The organism is Phyllobacterium myrsinacearum (genome assembly GCF_002980555.1).
GTDB classification, from domain to species: Bacteria; Pseudomonadota; Alphaproteobacteria; order Rhizobiales; family Rhizobiaceae; genus Phyllobacterium; species Phyllobacterium myrsinacearum.
Genome location: NZ_PVBT01000009.1, coordinates 80,676 through 94,772 on the forward strand (window position 1 = coordinate 80,676; position 14,097 = coordinate 94,772).

11 protein-coding genes are annotated in these 14,097 nt (G+C 55.9%); 5 read left to right on the plus strand and 6 right to left on the minus strand.

The genetic code is table 11. The annotated features are described in order from the left end of the window. Positions 1 to 17: 17 nt before the first annotated feature. The 6 genes from C5750_RS23875 to tssH form a co-directional block, all read right to left on the minus strand. Positions 18 to 428: a PAAR-like domain-containing protein gene (locus tag C5750_RS23875; RefSeq protein ID WP_105737510.1), complete on the minus strand. Its 411-nt coding sequence runs from the start codon at positions 426 to 428 to the stop codon at positions 18 to 20. Continuing rightward, positions 425 to 1,648 (minus strand): DUF2169 family type VI secretion system accessory protein, encoded by a 1,224-nt coding sequence (locus C5750_RS23880; protein ID WP_105737512.1) that lies wholly within the window; start codon positions 1,646 to 1,648, stop codon positions 425 to 427. The genes C5750_RS23875 and C5750_RS23880 overlap by 4 nt, the downstream gene beginning before the upstream one ends. A gap of 62 nt (positions 1,649 to 1,710) precedes the next feature. Next, complete coding sequence (locus tag C5750_RS23885; protein WP_105737514.1) at positions 1,711 to 4,068, minus strand: type VI secretion system Vgr family protein; 2,358 nt, start codon at positions 4,066 to 4,068, stop codon at positions 1,711 to 1,713. A gap of 194 nt (positions 4,069 to 4,262) precedes the next feature. Next, entirely contained in the window at positions 4,263 to 4,793 is a 531-nt protein-coding gene (locus C5750_RS23890; RefSeq protein ID WP_105737516.1) for an OmpA family protein, read from the minus strand. Between the two features lie 180 nt (positions 4,794 to 4,973). Beyond that, entirely contained in the window at positions 4,974 to 5,450 is a 477-nt protein-coding gene (locus C5750_RS23895) for an Hcp family type VI secretion system effector (protein WP_105737518.1), read from the minus strand. A 79-nt stretch (positions 5,451 to 5,529) separates the two neighbouring features. Then, positions 5,530 to 8,163, minus strand: a complete 2,634-nt coding sequence (gene tssH / locus C5750_RS23900) for a type VI secretion system ATPase TssH (protein WP_105737520.1) — start codon at positions 8,161 to 8,163, stop codon at positions 5,530 to 5,532. A 277-nt stretch (positions 8,164 to 8,440) separates the two neighbouring features. Here tssH and C5750_RS23905 point away from each other — a divergent pair, with 277 nt between their 5' ends. From C5750_RS23905 to C5750_RS23925, 5 genes are all read left to right on the plus strand, one after another. Next, entirely contained in the window at positions 8,441 to 9,556 is a 1,116-nt protein-coding gene (locus tag C5750_RS23905) for a type VI secretion system protein TssA (RefSeq protein ID WP_158531364.1), read from the plus strand. Positions 9,557 to 9,675: 119 nt separating this feature from the next. Next, complete coding sequence (tssB, locus tag C5750_RS23910) at positions 9,676 to 10,197, plus strand: type VI secretion system contractile sheath small subunit (protein WP_105737524.1); 522 nt, start codon at positions 9,676 to 9,678, stop codon at positions 10,195 to 10,197. Then, positions 10,198 to 11,676, plus strand: coding sequence for a type VI secretion system contractile sheath large subunit (gene tssC / locus C5750_RS23915; protein WP_105737526.1), 1,479 nt, complete (start codon positions 10,198 to 10,200; stop codon positions 11,674 to 11,676). It begins immediately after the preceding gene. Positions 11,677 to 11,837: 161 nt separating this feature from the next. Beyond that, positions 11,838 to 13,286 (plus strand): type VI secretion system contractile sheath large subunit, encoded by a 1,449-nt coding sequence (gene tssC / locus C5750_RS23920; RefSeq protein ID WP_245421233.1) that lies wholly within the window; start codon positions 11,838 to 11,840, stop codon positions 13,284 to 13,286. Beyond that, entirely contained in the window at positions 13,283 to 14,095 is an 813-nt protein-coding gene (locus C5750_RS23925) for a type VI secretion system accessory protein TagJ (RefSeq protein WP_105737530.1), read from the plus strand. The genes tssC (C5750_RS23920) and C5750_RS23925 overlap by 4 nt, the downstream gene beginning before the upstream one ends. The last annotated feature ends 2 nt before the right edge of the window (positions 14,096 to 14,097 follow it).

Here is a 14,097-nt window from a genome sequence, read left to right on the forward strand (position 1 = left end):
CGGTCGCAATGGGCTCATCATACGTGGTCAATGCCAACACTTGATTTTGACCTGGGCGTCTCGACACGCCCTGGACCAGGGCGGTTGATCTCGGCAGGGTCACCGTCACGTACGGCCGCCCACCCCTCCGTGAAAACGGCGCTTGCACCCTGCTTGATCACAGCATGGCTTTTATATCCGGCAATCTTGACGCCCTTGCCGGTACCCGGCTCGTGTCCAATGCAAACACTGGGTCTGGTGTTGACCACAAAATCTTCGTTGCTGTTGTTGCGAACGGTCGTTGCTGTCCGCACGACTGTGTCGAAAAAGGCGATCGTATTATAGCCCACCGGAACCATGCCTGACCCTACGGGTGTCAGGCAGACGTCCGGACTGATCGAATAGACAAAGTTGGCGCCATCCTTCCGGGCGGAGACTGGAACAGTCATACACTTACTTCCTCTTCAGCCATGAGATCACACGGAACTGCACATTCATCCGGTTTTGGCGCTGAACGCAATACATCTGGATGGCGCGCGAACCATTCCTTCTCAAGTGAATCGGAGGCTGACAGGATGAGGCCCGCCGTTGTCGGCTCGTGAAATACCAATCGCCACGTTATCATCAACCGGCAGTCTAAGAGATCGTCCGCAAGAACATCGAGAAAAACCGTATCGAGCGCCGGCTTGTAATATTCTGTGGTACCATCCACGTGTTCAAGTGCAATACACGGACAGTGGTCCGGGATGCTCAGCTGAAACAAACGCGTTTCCGGACGAAGACCCGCCAGTTCGATGGTGCACGGCGTCTGTATGTGCTCTCCGGGGACAACAAGCCCAGCCGCGGCCGAGTTATTGTAAGAAAAATCGTAGTCTTCGGGCCATCGAGGCCAGATGTTGTCAAGCCAAGCCTGGTCGTAGGTTCCCCCAAACGTCCGGCGCGGCAGCCACGCAGGCGGTATTGCGCCCAAGCCTTCGACTGCATAACTCCTGTAGGGATCGCTAACCGGTTCCTGTGGATTCTCCAACTGCGGAGCAGATTGGGGTAGCGTGAAATCAGTCAGATTTTTGTCGATCCAACCCCGGCCAAGCGGATTGTGGTGCCACGCATCCAGAACCGGTTTTCCATCTTCGTCATTGCCGGTGAATATCGTACCGCCATAGGCATACTCGTAGCGAATGGGCAGCGCCACGATGGGTTCCGGCTCGCTTAATTGCCAGCCCTTGAACAAGGTGTCATGTTTGCGCCAGTCCGCTTTCTCGTCATCATTTAAATGCTGCTTCCATTCGGGGACCCAAACCCGCGGCCCGGTGACCCGGATGATCTTTTCCGCCCGCACACCGCCGTTGTCAGCGACACGCACGCCCACAAGCCAAGATGGCGCTGCCTTGCCTTCCGGCGCATGGGCGATTGCATTGACGATGATGTCCGTCGCCGGTTTGTACGAAACAAAGTCCGAAGGATGATACAACGAAGATATATTGACGTCTTCGTAGCACAGATCGGTGAAGTTGAATGGGTCCTGTTCCTGCGAAAGAACGCATTGCCCCGTTTCACCGATGTCAAACGTCGCTTTGACCATGAAAACACCGAATTCATGACCTCGACTATCCGTATTGGAAAATCGCATATTGGCAAACGGCGTAAAGTTCCTAATTGCAACAGACATCAGGTGCCCCAATTGGCAGCATGTGTTTTTCCGGCATTGAGTGGCATTGGCCGGCGCTCAATTCAGTTGCTATCAATGACCCCTCCGATCATCTGATATGGGCCATCTGCCTCGAAATGAAACTTCACTCCCTTGATAATGATGGTGCCGTCCTTTTTCATCACGATGAGGCTTTTGCCGACCTCAATCGTATATTCCTCTCCCACGGTCAGCTTCTTGGTATGTCCCACCTTTTCCATTGCAACCTGGCCGACAGTCGTAATCTTCACCGCCCCAACCTGCTCGGTCGACACGGCACCGATGTTGATATTATCCATCTGGCCAATAGTCGTGTTCCGTACACCACTGCCAATGAGCCCGGCAAGCGACTCGGCGATTTTGCTCCCCGCGCCGGCCATTGACTTGCCGCCTTCTGCTCGCAGACCGGGCGCCTTGGCACCGTTGACACCGCCTCGCGCATCATCAAAGCCAGTGGGAATGGCCGCAAGGGTGCTTGCACCCAAGCTGGCACCATAACTGCCGGCTTGTTCCGCTACACCGCCCATTCGTTGAGCTTCTTCGGAACCCTGTGACGCATTTTGAACCCCTGCAGCGCCCATTACCGCCTGGGCTGCGCCTGCCGCCTTTGATGCTGCGGACCCGCCCGCACTTTGGACTGCCTGCATTGCGATGCCCATGGCTTGAGAGAGCAATCCTGAACTCTGCGCCATTAGTCCCGAAAGTCCCCCGCCAAGCAGTGAGGCCGCCGCACCGCCGACCGCGCCGACCACGAGATTCATGCCGCCGCCGACCTGCTGGTTCATATTGGCGCCAACTTCAAGCTGGTGATTGGCACCAGTTGAGTGCATGGCATTGGCGTCTACACGGTGTATTTGATTGTTGAGTACTTTGCTCGTCATATCCTTCTGCGCGTGCAGAAAAAAGTTTTCCTGCCCATTGTCATCCTCAAATGACATTTCATTAAAGCCATTGCCTTTGTGGGTATTGGTCCTGAAACTGGATTTTGTCTTGTGAGCCGGCAGATTGTAAGGAACTTTGTTGTCGGCATTGGCTACCAGGCCAATGACATAAGGCCGGTCAGGGTCACCATTTTCATGGCTGCAAATAGCCTGCATCCCGATACGTGGATTGACGCGCGCTCCCCATGTCCCGCCTCCCCAACTTTGAACAACCTCGACCCATTTCGTGTCGGAGCCATCTTTTTGCGCGCGACGGTCCCAAGGAAACCACAGCTTCACACGGCCATATTGATCGACATGGATTTCCTCTCCAGGCGGTCCCGCTATAAGGCCGATATGTGTGCCATCAATGCGCGGCCGTGGTGTGGAGCGATGCGGCGTTGCCGGCACGCGGCTGGGCAAGGCATGAAAACTATTGGAATAGTCGGCAGCTCCGTCATTTGTTTCATAGGTTGGATCGATTGCCGTATGCACAATCCTTGTAACCACAAACTCTTCATGAGCCTGATCGGGATGGGCAACATCATAGGGTTTGAACCGGCGGCCGGCCGCCAGGGTCCGCACGGTGGAATGGCCTTCAACCCGTTCATGATCGGCTTCGACCGCCTGCATGCGCCGTTGAGATGCCGCTTCATTGTCGGCAACGTTCAACGCGCGCGCTGGATACTCATAAAGTTCGTACTCGCCACTTTTCGGCAGCGAGACCAGGGATGGGCTCGTTGCCTTCGGCACAATTTTGGGCGTTTCAAAATTCCAGTCTGCTCCCGTGCGCTTTCCAGGGGTGAAAACATAACGCTTTTCCAGCCCGCCAATGTGGTTGCGGTCGGTTGAACCCGCTGCATAGCGAACATTGGTTTCGGGACCTTCAGTATAGCCGAATGTGTGGGTGGCCACATGCAATGTGTGTGCGCCCGCGACGTGCTCAAACCAGTAGAAAATGCCATCCTCTTCGAGACGGCGGGTGAGAAAGGCCAAATCCGTTTCGTTCCATTGAACCGAATAATGTTGCGGCTTTGGCGGATTGATCACGCCGCCAGTCACCGCAGCCTTGATTCCATGCTCGGACAAAAGCATCTGCAAAACGTCGATTGAGGTTTTGTCGAGCCAGATGCGGCAATCGGAACGCTGCGACAGCAACCAGAGCTGCGGGCGCAGTACCATGCGATACGCGCGAAGGCCGCGGGTTACGGGAGGCCCTTCCATGAGCTCGGTGACCAGGCCATTCCACGGACGATACTGCCCCTCGCCGGTTTCAAGCTCAATGTCCAGCGTCTTCCCGACAATGTCATTTGCCTTAAGATCCGTCTTCTTCGATTTGACCGTAAGGGCGATCTCGAAAAGCCCCGAAATTTCTTCATTTGCTTCAAACCGCTCAGGAAGCAAGACATCTGGTCCAAGAGGGCTTTGAATGCGCAAAATGCGGGTGGCCTGAATATAGCCGGCATCCGAAATAATATTCATAATCAAAGTCCCTCTTCTTTCACAGCAGCAGCCTTGAACTTCAGAACTTGAGAGACTGCGGCAAAAGCTATTCGGAGCCACAATAAAAATTGGGCGGGCGCCAGCCTATCCCTGCCGCCGCCGTCAGATTCGACAATGTTCCGCCATATGCGCCGGCACAATCGTTCGCCTTGCGTGTCACATCCGCAGAAATACTAACCTTGCGGCAGCACCAACCGGGTTTCAACGCGGCGATTTTCCGGCGAGAAGGGATCGCTTACACTTGGATGGCGCTTGCCGAAGCCTTCTGCCTTCAGACGCTCCGGAGATACGCCAAGTTCGCTGAGATAGGCCGAGACGGACCGTGCGCGGCGCATGGACAATGTATCATTATATGCGTCCGTGCCCGTGGCATCCGTATGGCCTTCGACCTGGAACGTCGCAATCTGCAGACGCTGGTCATTCAGAGCCTTGGCGAATTCGCCGAGCGTCTGCCTGGCTTCTTCGGTCAAGCGATCCGAGTTCAACTCGAATGTCACCTTCATGTTGAGCGGCGAGGCAGCAGGATTTACAACCTTCTTCGCACATTCCTGATCTGTCCCGACGCAGATGGCACGTGCTTTGCCAAGATCTGCCGTATTGACGAAATGCTTGACAATATCTTCCGACTTATACGCTGGCCCAGCCATTGCCGGCGAAGCCGCGCCAATCAAAATGGCCGCAGGAACAGTAAAAAGCTGGCGCATGATGTAACCCCTTTGGGAATAGCAAGTTGAGTTCAGACTAAATTAACCAATGGTCGATTTCAAGCGCTGACCATTACGCAACTCCATCACACACGCTTATATTCGGTACAGAGTCATCGGGGCCGACCGACGTAGAGCGAAGCGGGCACAAAGGCCCACTCCGCTTTCTCATGCCTGCCCTTACGCCGCGCGCGTTGTGGCGAGATCGTAGGATGCAATCATGGGCGACTGCGGGCTCTGATTGGCATCGTAAGGCGTGTACTTCACTTCCATCTTGGTGAAGTTCAGGCGCAGCGTCTCGATCGGACGGTCGCCGTTGGAATCAACCGAATAATTGGCAATCAACGTGTTGGTCAGCTTGTATTCGATATAGGTCTGGCCGGGATTGCCGGTGGTGACCAGATGAATGGTTGCAAGCTTGCCGGAGCTGCCCGACACGGCTTCCTGAAACAATTTCGTTGAGGAGGAATCGCTCACCTTCGTCAGGACAACTTCACTGATCGTGGGTTCGGAGGCTTCGCGGTTGGCGGCTGAACCGGCGGACGTGCTCATCTTACGCCCCACATTCCAATGAATGGCTTCAATGTCCATCCAGCGCTTGTGCGTCTCCTGCGTCGCATCGCCCTGAATTCCATCAATCTGCAAGTAAATCGGCATTGTCTAGCTCCTTGGTCAGTAGGACTGGCGGGATATACCCTCTCTTTGAAATTGCCCAAGTAAAATATGGACAACATATTCACCCCTTAGCATCGTTTTGTGACGGATGTTCAGGTGGATCCTGCAATAGCTTTACCGGTTCGACAGAAACAAGAAGCCCCCCGGCATCATCTGTATCTACACGTACAACTTCCGGATGTAAATTCTCCAGTGTCAATTGCAATATATTGCGTGAAAGTTTTGGCAGCAACTCGCGCGATATGGTCGATTCGATCGCTCTTGCGCCGGTTTCCACAGCTTTGGAGCGGGCAATCAGCGCCTGGGCAACCCTTGCCGAAACGGCAAGATCGGCTTTGTACACATCACGCAGGCGCCTGCCGACCTTGTCGAGCTGCAGCTTGACGATGAGACCCAAGACCTTGTCGTCAAGTGGCTTATAAGGAACAATCGTCACGCGGCCCAGAAATGCCGGCTTGAACTGCCCGAGCAACTCCGGCTGCAGCATATCGACCAGAGCCTGTCCTTCAGGCATGGTGTCGGGATCAGCAGCAAGCGCGGTGAGCGTATTTGTGCCGGTATTGGCGGTCATCAGGATAGTTGTGTTCTTGAAATCGATGTCCCGGCCCTCGCCGTCCTTCAGCATCCCCTTGTCGAAGACCTGATAGAAAATATCCTGAACACCCGGATGCGCCTTGTCGATTTCATCAAGCAGCAACACGCCATAGGGCCGCTTGCGCACCGCTTCGGTCAGTATTCCACCCTCGCCATATCCGACATATCCCGGGGGAGAGCCGAGAAGCAGCGAAACCTTATGCTCTTCTTTGAACTCCGACATGTTGATGATCGTCAGATTCTGGTCTCCGCCATACAGCGTCGAGGCCAATGCCAAAGCGGTTTCGGTTTTGCCGACGCCAGAGGTTCCCACCATGAGGAAGACGCCGGGCGGGCGCCGGTCATCACCGAGATTGGCGCGTGCCGTGATCATGGCGTCCGAAATAAGCGCAATTGCCTGATCCTGTCCGACAACCCGTTCCTGAAGACGCGCTTCCAGTGTCTGTACAGCTTCAACGAGACTGCGCACCAGACGGCCGACGGGAATGCCGGTCCAGCGGGCAGCAACAGCAGCAACGGTTTCGCGGTCGACCACGCGGTGAATCAGCGGAGACTCGCCCTGCAGCAGGCGCAGTTCCTTCTCCAGCAATCCGAGTTTCGGCCTGCTTCCCGGCTCGTCAATCGTATTTTCAATCGCGTCGGCCGCCTTGACGAGAGACTTCTCCTGTTCCAACCGCGCGGTGAATGTCCTGGCCGTGGCCTGTAATGTGCTCAGTTGGGCCCCGATCTCGACCAAACGCTCCCGGCCGGCCGTTGTTTCAGGCTCCAATTCCAATCGCTGCCGTTCAAGATTGAGCAGATCAATGGCACGATTGGCATCTTCGATTTGCGCCGGAACGGTGGCACGGGAGATAGACACCGCTGCCGATGCCGTATCAATCAGACTGACCGCCTTGTCCGGCAGCTGCCGCCCCTGGATATAGCGCATCGACAATGAAACGGCGGCCCTTACAGCCTCGTCGCGAATCTTGACCTGATGGTGTTTTTCAAGGGCTGGCACAAGGCTGCGGACCATGCGCACGGCTGTTTCTTCATCCGGTTCGTCCACCTTGACAACCTGAAACCGGCGGGTCAGTGCCGCATCGCGTTCGAAATATTTCTTGTATTCCGCCCAGGTGGTTGCCGCGACCGTACGAAGCTCGCCGCGTGCCAGCGCCGGCTTGAGCAAATTGGCGGCATCCCCCTGCCCCGCCTGGCCGCCGGCGCCGACCAGACTATGCGCCTCATCGATAAAGAGTATCACCGGAACGGGGGACGACTTCACATCATCGATAACGCCTTTCAGCCGCCGTTCGAACTCGCCTTTGACGCCGGCCCCTGCCTGCAGGAGGCCAAGGTCAAGCGTCAGCAAGCGGATGTCACGCAGCATTTCCGGCACATTGCCGGCAATGATCTCAAGGGCAAATGCCTCGACGATTGCGGTCTTTCCCACGCCTGCTTCGCCGACAAGGATGGGATTGTTCTGTCTGCGGCGAACGAGAATATCGATCAACTGGCGCAGCTCAGCCTCGCGGCCGACCACCGCATCGATTTCGCCGTTGCGCGCCTGTTCGGTCAGATCAATGGTAAACGCGGACAGAAACTCTTCGCTGCCGTTGCGCAGCGGTGCGGCCTGTGCCGTTGGCGTCACTGGCACCTCCGCTCCGCGTTCTTCCATCTGGCGTTCCAGTTCGCCCAGCCGGATATCCCGCGCCGATGGCAACGAACTGATCGTCGTGGCACGCAATGTGCTGTCGGACAGCAATGTGTGAAGAAGATCAAGGATTCCGATACTGGTTCGGCCGCTTTGCAATGACACCGCAATCCATGCTTCGCGAATGACATCAATGATTCCCGTCGAAATCGCGGGGGCTGCCGTATTGTCGCGCGGATAGCGCTCCAATGCCCGGTAAGCCTCCGATTCCAACGCCGCCGGATCACCGCCGCTGCGCTGAACAATCGGACCAAAGCGCTCGCTCTTATCATTCAAGCCAAGAAGCCAATGCTCGATCTCGACATGGGAATGATTATTCCTGACGGCAATGGCAACCGCCTCTTCCAGTCCAACGACCACATCGCCGTCAAGCTTTTGAACCAGCCGCCTCAGATCCAGTTTTGGCATGAATTACAACCCTGCTCCCGCTTTCATCACAGCACAATAGAAATATCCATGGCAGGAAATCAATCGCCAAAGCACCAGCATTGAAAAGGCCGACAATGAAACAACAGTGCCCCATAAAATATGACAGTACGATATCACGCGAACATGATCTTCATGGACGGCATGATGAATCTTGCCAAACCGCCGTGACAGCGGTCATTTGCCAATGTTCCGTTTGACATATTCTTCTTTTAAGGTCCAAAACGGCGATACGGAGTTTGTGTATTTGGGTTTGCGCATGAATAACTATGAAATTCTCGGTATAGCGTTTGCGGGTGACAAACCTTGCGGGGTGAACCTGAGAACGGACGGCACACTGGTTTTCGCCTATCAAGCCATCCGGGATGCGCGCTCAACGGCACGTTCCGAAGACCGGACAAGCGAGAATCCGGCCATTGTCAGTCAGGACGATGAACGCAACGTGCGCAATGCGGCACCCTTTGTGCACAAACCCTCGAGTCAATGGCGTAACGTCCATGATCTCTGCTTCGAGGCACTCTCCCTTCATACCAAGGACATAGAACTGTTCTCATGGCTTCTGGAGGCGGCCGTCCGCGTGGAAGGGATCAGCGCGGTGGCGGAAGTACTCGGCGCCTTCGACAAGATCATCAAGGACCATTTCGGTCAGATCCATTCAATCGACGATGAAGACATATCGGATAAACTCGCGCCCCTGACCGGTCTCAACGGCAGCCAGGATGACGGCACGCTGGTGCGGCCCCTGCGGCTTGTTTCTCTCCTTCCCAACGAGAGTTATGGCCGCTTCAGCCTTTGGGCATATGATCAGGCGTTCCGTGATCTTTCCGGTCCGCAATGGGGAGAGTTTCGCGATGCACTCGAACATGTCGATGTCCACGGCTTCAGCCGCGCCAAGAACGATGCACTGCGCTCGCAGGCAGCGCTGGCTTCCATAGATGCGTTTCTGACGCAGGAGAGCGGCAGCAGTATCGGCGCTTTTTCCGTTTCCAGGATACAGTCGGTTCTCGACTCCATCAGCGGGGCTTACAACGAAATGGAAAAGCTCATCACGCAGACACTGCCAAGCGTGGTTCCGGTCGCAGCGAGCGCCCATGGCGAACAGCCCGTCAATCCCGGCGTTCCGTTGCAGGCGCCGATGGCTGCCGGCGCCATCCAAAACCGCGAACAGGCATTTGATCAGCTCTTGCAGATTGCCGCTTTTTTTCGCATGAGCGAACCGAATTCAGCCATTCCGCTCGCTCTGGAAACACTTGTTCGCCGGGGCCGGATGGACTTTTTGCGCCTTCTGGAAGAACTTATCCCCCAGGATGATCTGCGTCGCGATGTACTCTTGCGCGCAGGAATAGACGCCAATCAACGGCGGGAAGGAAACTGATCGGGTGAGCCGTGACAGTATAGACTACATCCATTGGTTGAGAAATTAGTTGCTAACTCGAAATGGTTTGCAATAATCCCCCCACTTCTCAAGAAGCACACATAGGCAGGAGGCATCAATTGGCCAGCGTTCACGACAAACTCGAAAGAGTCCGCAAGCCGAGGGTACACATCAAATACGAAGTTGAAACCGAAGGTGCCGTTGTCGAAAAGGAACTGCCATTCGTTGTTGGTGTTCTCGGCGATTTTTCCGGTAATCCATCGGAGCCGCTCAAGCCATTCGGCGAGCGCAAGTTCGTTCAGATCGACCGCGACAACTTCGACGACGTCATGCGCCGCATGACACCGGGGCTGAATATCCGCGTGGAAAACACCATTGAAGGCAAAGGCCGCGAGATGCCGGTTTCGCTCAAATTTGAAAAACTTGAAGATTTCGAGCCCGGTTCCATCGTCGAGCAGGTGCCTGCTCTCAAGTCCCTGCTGGATGCCCGCAACCAGTTGCGCGATCTTCTGACCAAGGCCGACCGTTCGGAAAATCTGGAAGTACTGCTTGAACGCATTCTGCAGAACCAGGCGGACCTGAAGAAACTTGCTGCAGAGCTTGACGAGCGTAAACCTGACAGCGAAAAAGGGACGAAATAAATGGCGACCTCCAAGAGTGCATCGCAAGGGACCACGACCGTTGTAACGGAGAGCCTCCTTGACGAAGCGATCTCCGCAACCAAGCAGACGTCCGCAGACCGCACGGAGCAGTTGCTGCGCACCCTGACGAGCGAAGCTTTGAAGGGGACGGTTTCCTACAACCGCAATCTTTCGGTCACGATCAACAATGCGATCAAAAAGATCGACGAACTGCTGTCGACGCAGGTCGCCGAGATCATGCACAATGAGGACTTTCGCAAGCTCGAGGGCAGTTGGCGGGGTTTGCGCTATCTCGTCTACAACAGCGAAACCAGTGCAAATCTCAAGATTCGCGTCCTGAACGCCAGCAAGCGCGACCTGTCGCGCGACCTGTCAAAGGCGGTCGAGTTCGATCAGAGCAAGATATTCAAGACCATCTATGAAAGCGAATTCGGCATTGCCGGCGGCGAGCCGTTCGGTGCGCTCATCGGCGACTATGAGTTCGGCAATTCGTTTGAAGACATTGAAACCCTGCAGAACATGAGTTCGGTTGCTGCGGCGGCCTTTGCTCCGTTCATCGCGGCGGCCGGACCCACACTTTTCGGCTTCGATGACTTCACCGAATTGTCCAAGCCGCGGGATCTGGAGAAGATTTTCCAGACCAAGGAATACATCAAGTGGCGGTCGTTCCGCGAAAGCAGCGATTCTCGCTTCGTTACCCTGACGATGCCGCGCGTTCTCACACGCATGCCCTACGGTCCGGCAACATTGACCATTGATGAATTCGATTTCAACGAAGCCATCAAGTTCGGCGACAACGCAATGGATCACGGCAGTTACTGCTGGTCGAACGCCTCCTATATCCTCGGCTCGCGCCTGACGGATGCATTTGCCAAGAATGGCTGGTGCACCGCCATTCGCGGCGCGGAAAATGGCGGCAAGGTCGAATCCCTGCCCGTTCATGTGTTCCAGAGCGATGACGGTGATACGGATACCAAATGCCCGACAGAAATCGGCATTACCGACCGCCGCGATGCCGAGCTTGGAAAACTGGGCTTCCTGCCCCTGTGCCATTACAAGAACACCGACTATGCCGTGTTCTTCGGCGCGCAGACAACACACAGGCCGGAGAAATACGACCGCCCGGAAGCAACGGAGAATGCCGCGATTTCAGCACGCCTGCCTTACATGATGGCAACGTCCCGGTTTGCGCATTATCTGAAAGTGATCGGCCGCGACAAGATCGGTTCCTTCATGGAGGCGGAAGATTGCCAGGCCTGGCTCAACCGCTGGATCAACAACTATGTGAATGCCAATGACGATGCCGGACCGGAAAATCGTGCGGCCTATCCGCTGCGTGACGCCCGTGTCGAAGTCAAGGCTGTTGCGGGCAGTCCTGGTTCCTACGAAGCAATTGCATGGCTGCGCCCATGGTTGCAGATGGAAGAACTGACAACGTCATTGCGCATGGTTGCACGCATCCCCAAGGCAAGAAATTGAACGATATCCCGGCGCCCGTATGCGCGCCGGGAAACAGTAGTGTTGATTGAATCGGCCGCCTTGCGCAGACGGAAACAGGAGCACTCGTGTTCCCCTCCGTTGGCGCACAGGCGGTCTTTCTGCCCGCATGTTCACCGGAAGAATGCAGGAGTGATGATTTCGTGATATCCGAGCGTCTGACACCGGATTTAGAACGATATGCGATCCGTCAATCATCTTCCGATGCCGCTGCGCCGGATATGGCGGCAACATCTGTCATTCGCTTGCAGATTGACCGGCTGATTGATGCCATTGACCAAACTCTGACGCTGCAGGTCAACCGCATCATACACCATGCGGATTTTCAACGGCTGGAAGCGCTGTGGCGCAATCTGCTTCAGCTGATCCAACTGCCAACGGGCACAAGCCCCGTGCAAATTCGCGTTTTCTCCGCCAAGTGGAAAGAGATCGCCCGCGATATCGAACGGGCTGCGGATTTTGACCAGAGCCGGCTGTTCGAACTGATCTATTCGCAGGAGTTCGATATGCCCGGCGGTCAGCCCTATGGCCTCCTGATCGGAGATTATACGATTACCGCAGGTATCAATCCCGCAACGGGCACGGACGACATAGCCATTGTCGAGGGCATATCGAGCGTTGCGGCGGCGGCCTTTTCTCCGTTCATTTGCGCTGCGGGCCCATCGCTCCTTGATCTTGAAACCTTTGCCGATCTCGATCGCCTGCCGGATCTTTCATTTCTGCTCAAGCCGCAGCGGGCAGCCCGTTGGAACAGGTTGCGCCAGGCGTCCGACACGCGGTTTCTCGGATTGACGCTGCCGCGGATTCTGGTTCGTCCGCCTTACCGGAACAATGATATCGCGCGGCGGGACGGCTTTGTCTTTCGCGAGGAAACCGACCCCGATGGCAGCTCCCTTCTTTGGGGCAATTCGGCCTTCGCCTTCGCCTTGCTCGTTCTGAGGGAATATGCCTCGTCCGGATGGTTCGCGGATCTGCGGGGGGTGCGGGAAGACGAGCACAATGGCGGGCTCGTGGATTCACTGTCCTATGTATCGTTTCATACGGACAAACATGCTTTTGCCTCCCAGCCGCCCGTTGAACAGCGGCTCAATGCGGAGCAGGAACAAACGCTGAGTGAAGCAGGCTTTGTCCCGCTTTCCACCGTGCCCTATACACCGCACCTGGTGTTCAATTCCAATCAATCCGTGCACAAGGCGGCACGGTATGATTCGGAAATCGCCAATCGCAACGCACGCATTGCCTCCATGCTGCAATATGTGCTTTGCGCCTGCCGCTTTGCCCATTATCTCAAAATGATCATGCGTGAAAATGTCGGCCAGATTGCAACCTCCGATAGCTTGCGTGACACGCTGGAAAGCTGGCTGTTTACGTATTGCATCGGCAATGATGATGCAGACAGCAGCGTGAAGGCCCGTCATCCGCTACGGTCAGCATCGGTCGACGTTCGGGAAATACCGGGCCGTCCCGGAGTGTATGGCTGCGTCATGCGGCTCCAGCCTCATTTTCAGCTCGATGACGTCACGGCAAGTTTCCAGCTTCTTGCCGATATGAACAGCAAATCAGACCAGTCCAGCAGGGGTAAAGCGCTATGACAAACGCAACCGGAAGCGTTTCCGCTCTCATCGACGCCGGCGATCTGCAAGGCGCAGTCAGTGCAGCCTTGTCGGTCGTTAAGCAGCGGCCAACAGATGGTGCCGCCCGCCGCCGCCTGATCGATCTTCTCATTGTGAGCGGCGACTTTGAACGGGCTGACAAACAGGCCGACATTCTTTCAAAAACCATTCCTGACATGATGGTGGGATTGGCGCTCCTGCGCGGCCGACTGCGTGCTGCCGACGCGCGGGCCGCCTGGTTTGAAACCGGTGCAGTGCCGGCTTTTCCCGACGGGCCGAGCGCGAACGATCAGCTGGCAATGAAGAATGCCCTGGCGATCGGGGGGGGCCATGCAGGCATCAAAGGAGTGGCCGCGACGGCCTTTCCCGAGAATGTCATCGGCGGTTCGGTCAAAGTCGACGGTCGCTCTGCAGCTTCATTTCGGGACCTTGATGACCGCATTCCGCACGCCGTTGAAATTCTCCACACGAATGGCACCTATATGTGGATCGATTTCAACCGGATCAACCGGATCGAGTTTCAGCCTGTCCGCAGCCTGCGCGATCTCACCTGGCGTCATGCGCTGTTAACACTTCGCGACGACTCCCAGTCGGAAATCATCATGCCTGCCACCTATTTCACGCGCGATGGCAGTGATGCCATGAAGCTTGGACGCACGACTGACTGGACGGAAGCGGGCGGCGGCCTGTTTGCCGGCAAGGGTCAGAAATGCCTGCTGGTTGATGACGATGTTGTCGGACTGCTCGACGTGACGTCGATTGAATTCCTTCACGGTCCGGCGAACTAGAT

What these genes read in the sequence shown, in the direction of transcription:
- C5750_RS23880 (WP_105737512.1), bottom strand. Translation starts at nt 1,648, where the DNA reads ATGTCTGTTGCAATTAGGAACTTTACGCCGTTTGCCAATATGCGATTT.
- C5750_RS23895 (WP_105737518.1), bottom strand. Translation starts at nt 5,450, where the DNA reads ATGCCGATTTACTTGCAGATTGATGGAATTCAGGGCGATGCGACGCAG.
- tssH (WP_105737520.1), bottom strand. Translation starts at nt 8,163, where the DNA reads ATGCCAAAACTGGATCTGAGGCGGCTGGTTCAAAAGCTTGACGGCGAT.
- C5750_RS23890 (WP_105737516.1), bottom strand. Translation starts at nt 4,793, where the DNA reads ATGCGCCAGCTTTTTACTGTTCCTGCGGCCATTTTGATTGGCGCGGCT.
- C5750_RS23885 (WP_105737514.1), bottom strand. Translation starts at nt 4,068, where the DNA reads ATGAATATTATTTCGGATGCCGGCTATATTCAGGCCACCCGCATTTTG.
- C5750_RS23875 (WP_105737510.1), bottom strand. Translation starts at nt 428, where the DNA reads ATGACTGTTCCAGTCTCCGCCCGGAAGGATGGCGCCAACTTTGTCTAT.
- C5750_RS23905 (WP_158531364.1), top strand. Translation starts at nt 8,441, where the DNA reads ATGAATAACTATGAAATTCTCGGTATAGCGTTTGCGGGTGACAAACCT.
- tssC (WP_105737526.1), top strand. Translation starts at nt 10,198, where the DNA reads ATGGCGACCTCCAAGAGTGCATCGCAAGGGACCACGACCGTTGTAACG.
- C5750_RS23925 (WP_105737530.1), top strand. Translation starts at nt 13,283, where the DNA reads ATGACAAACGCAACCGGAAGCGTTTCCGCTCTCATCGACGCCGGCGAT.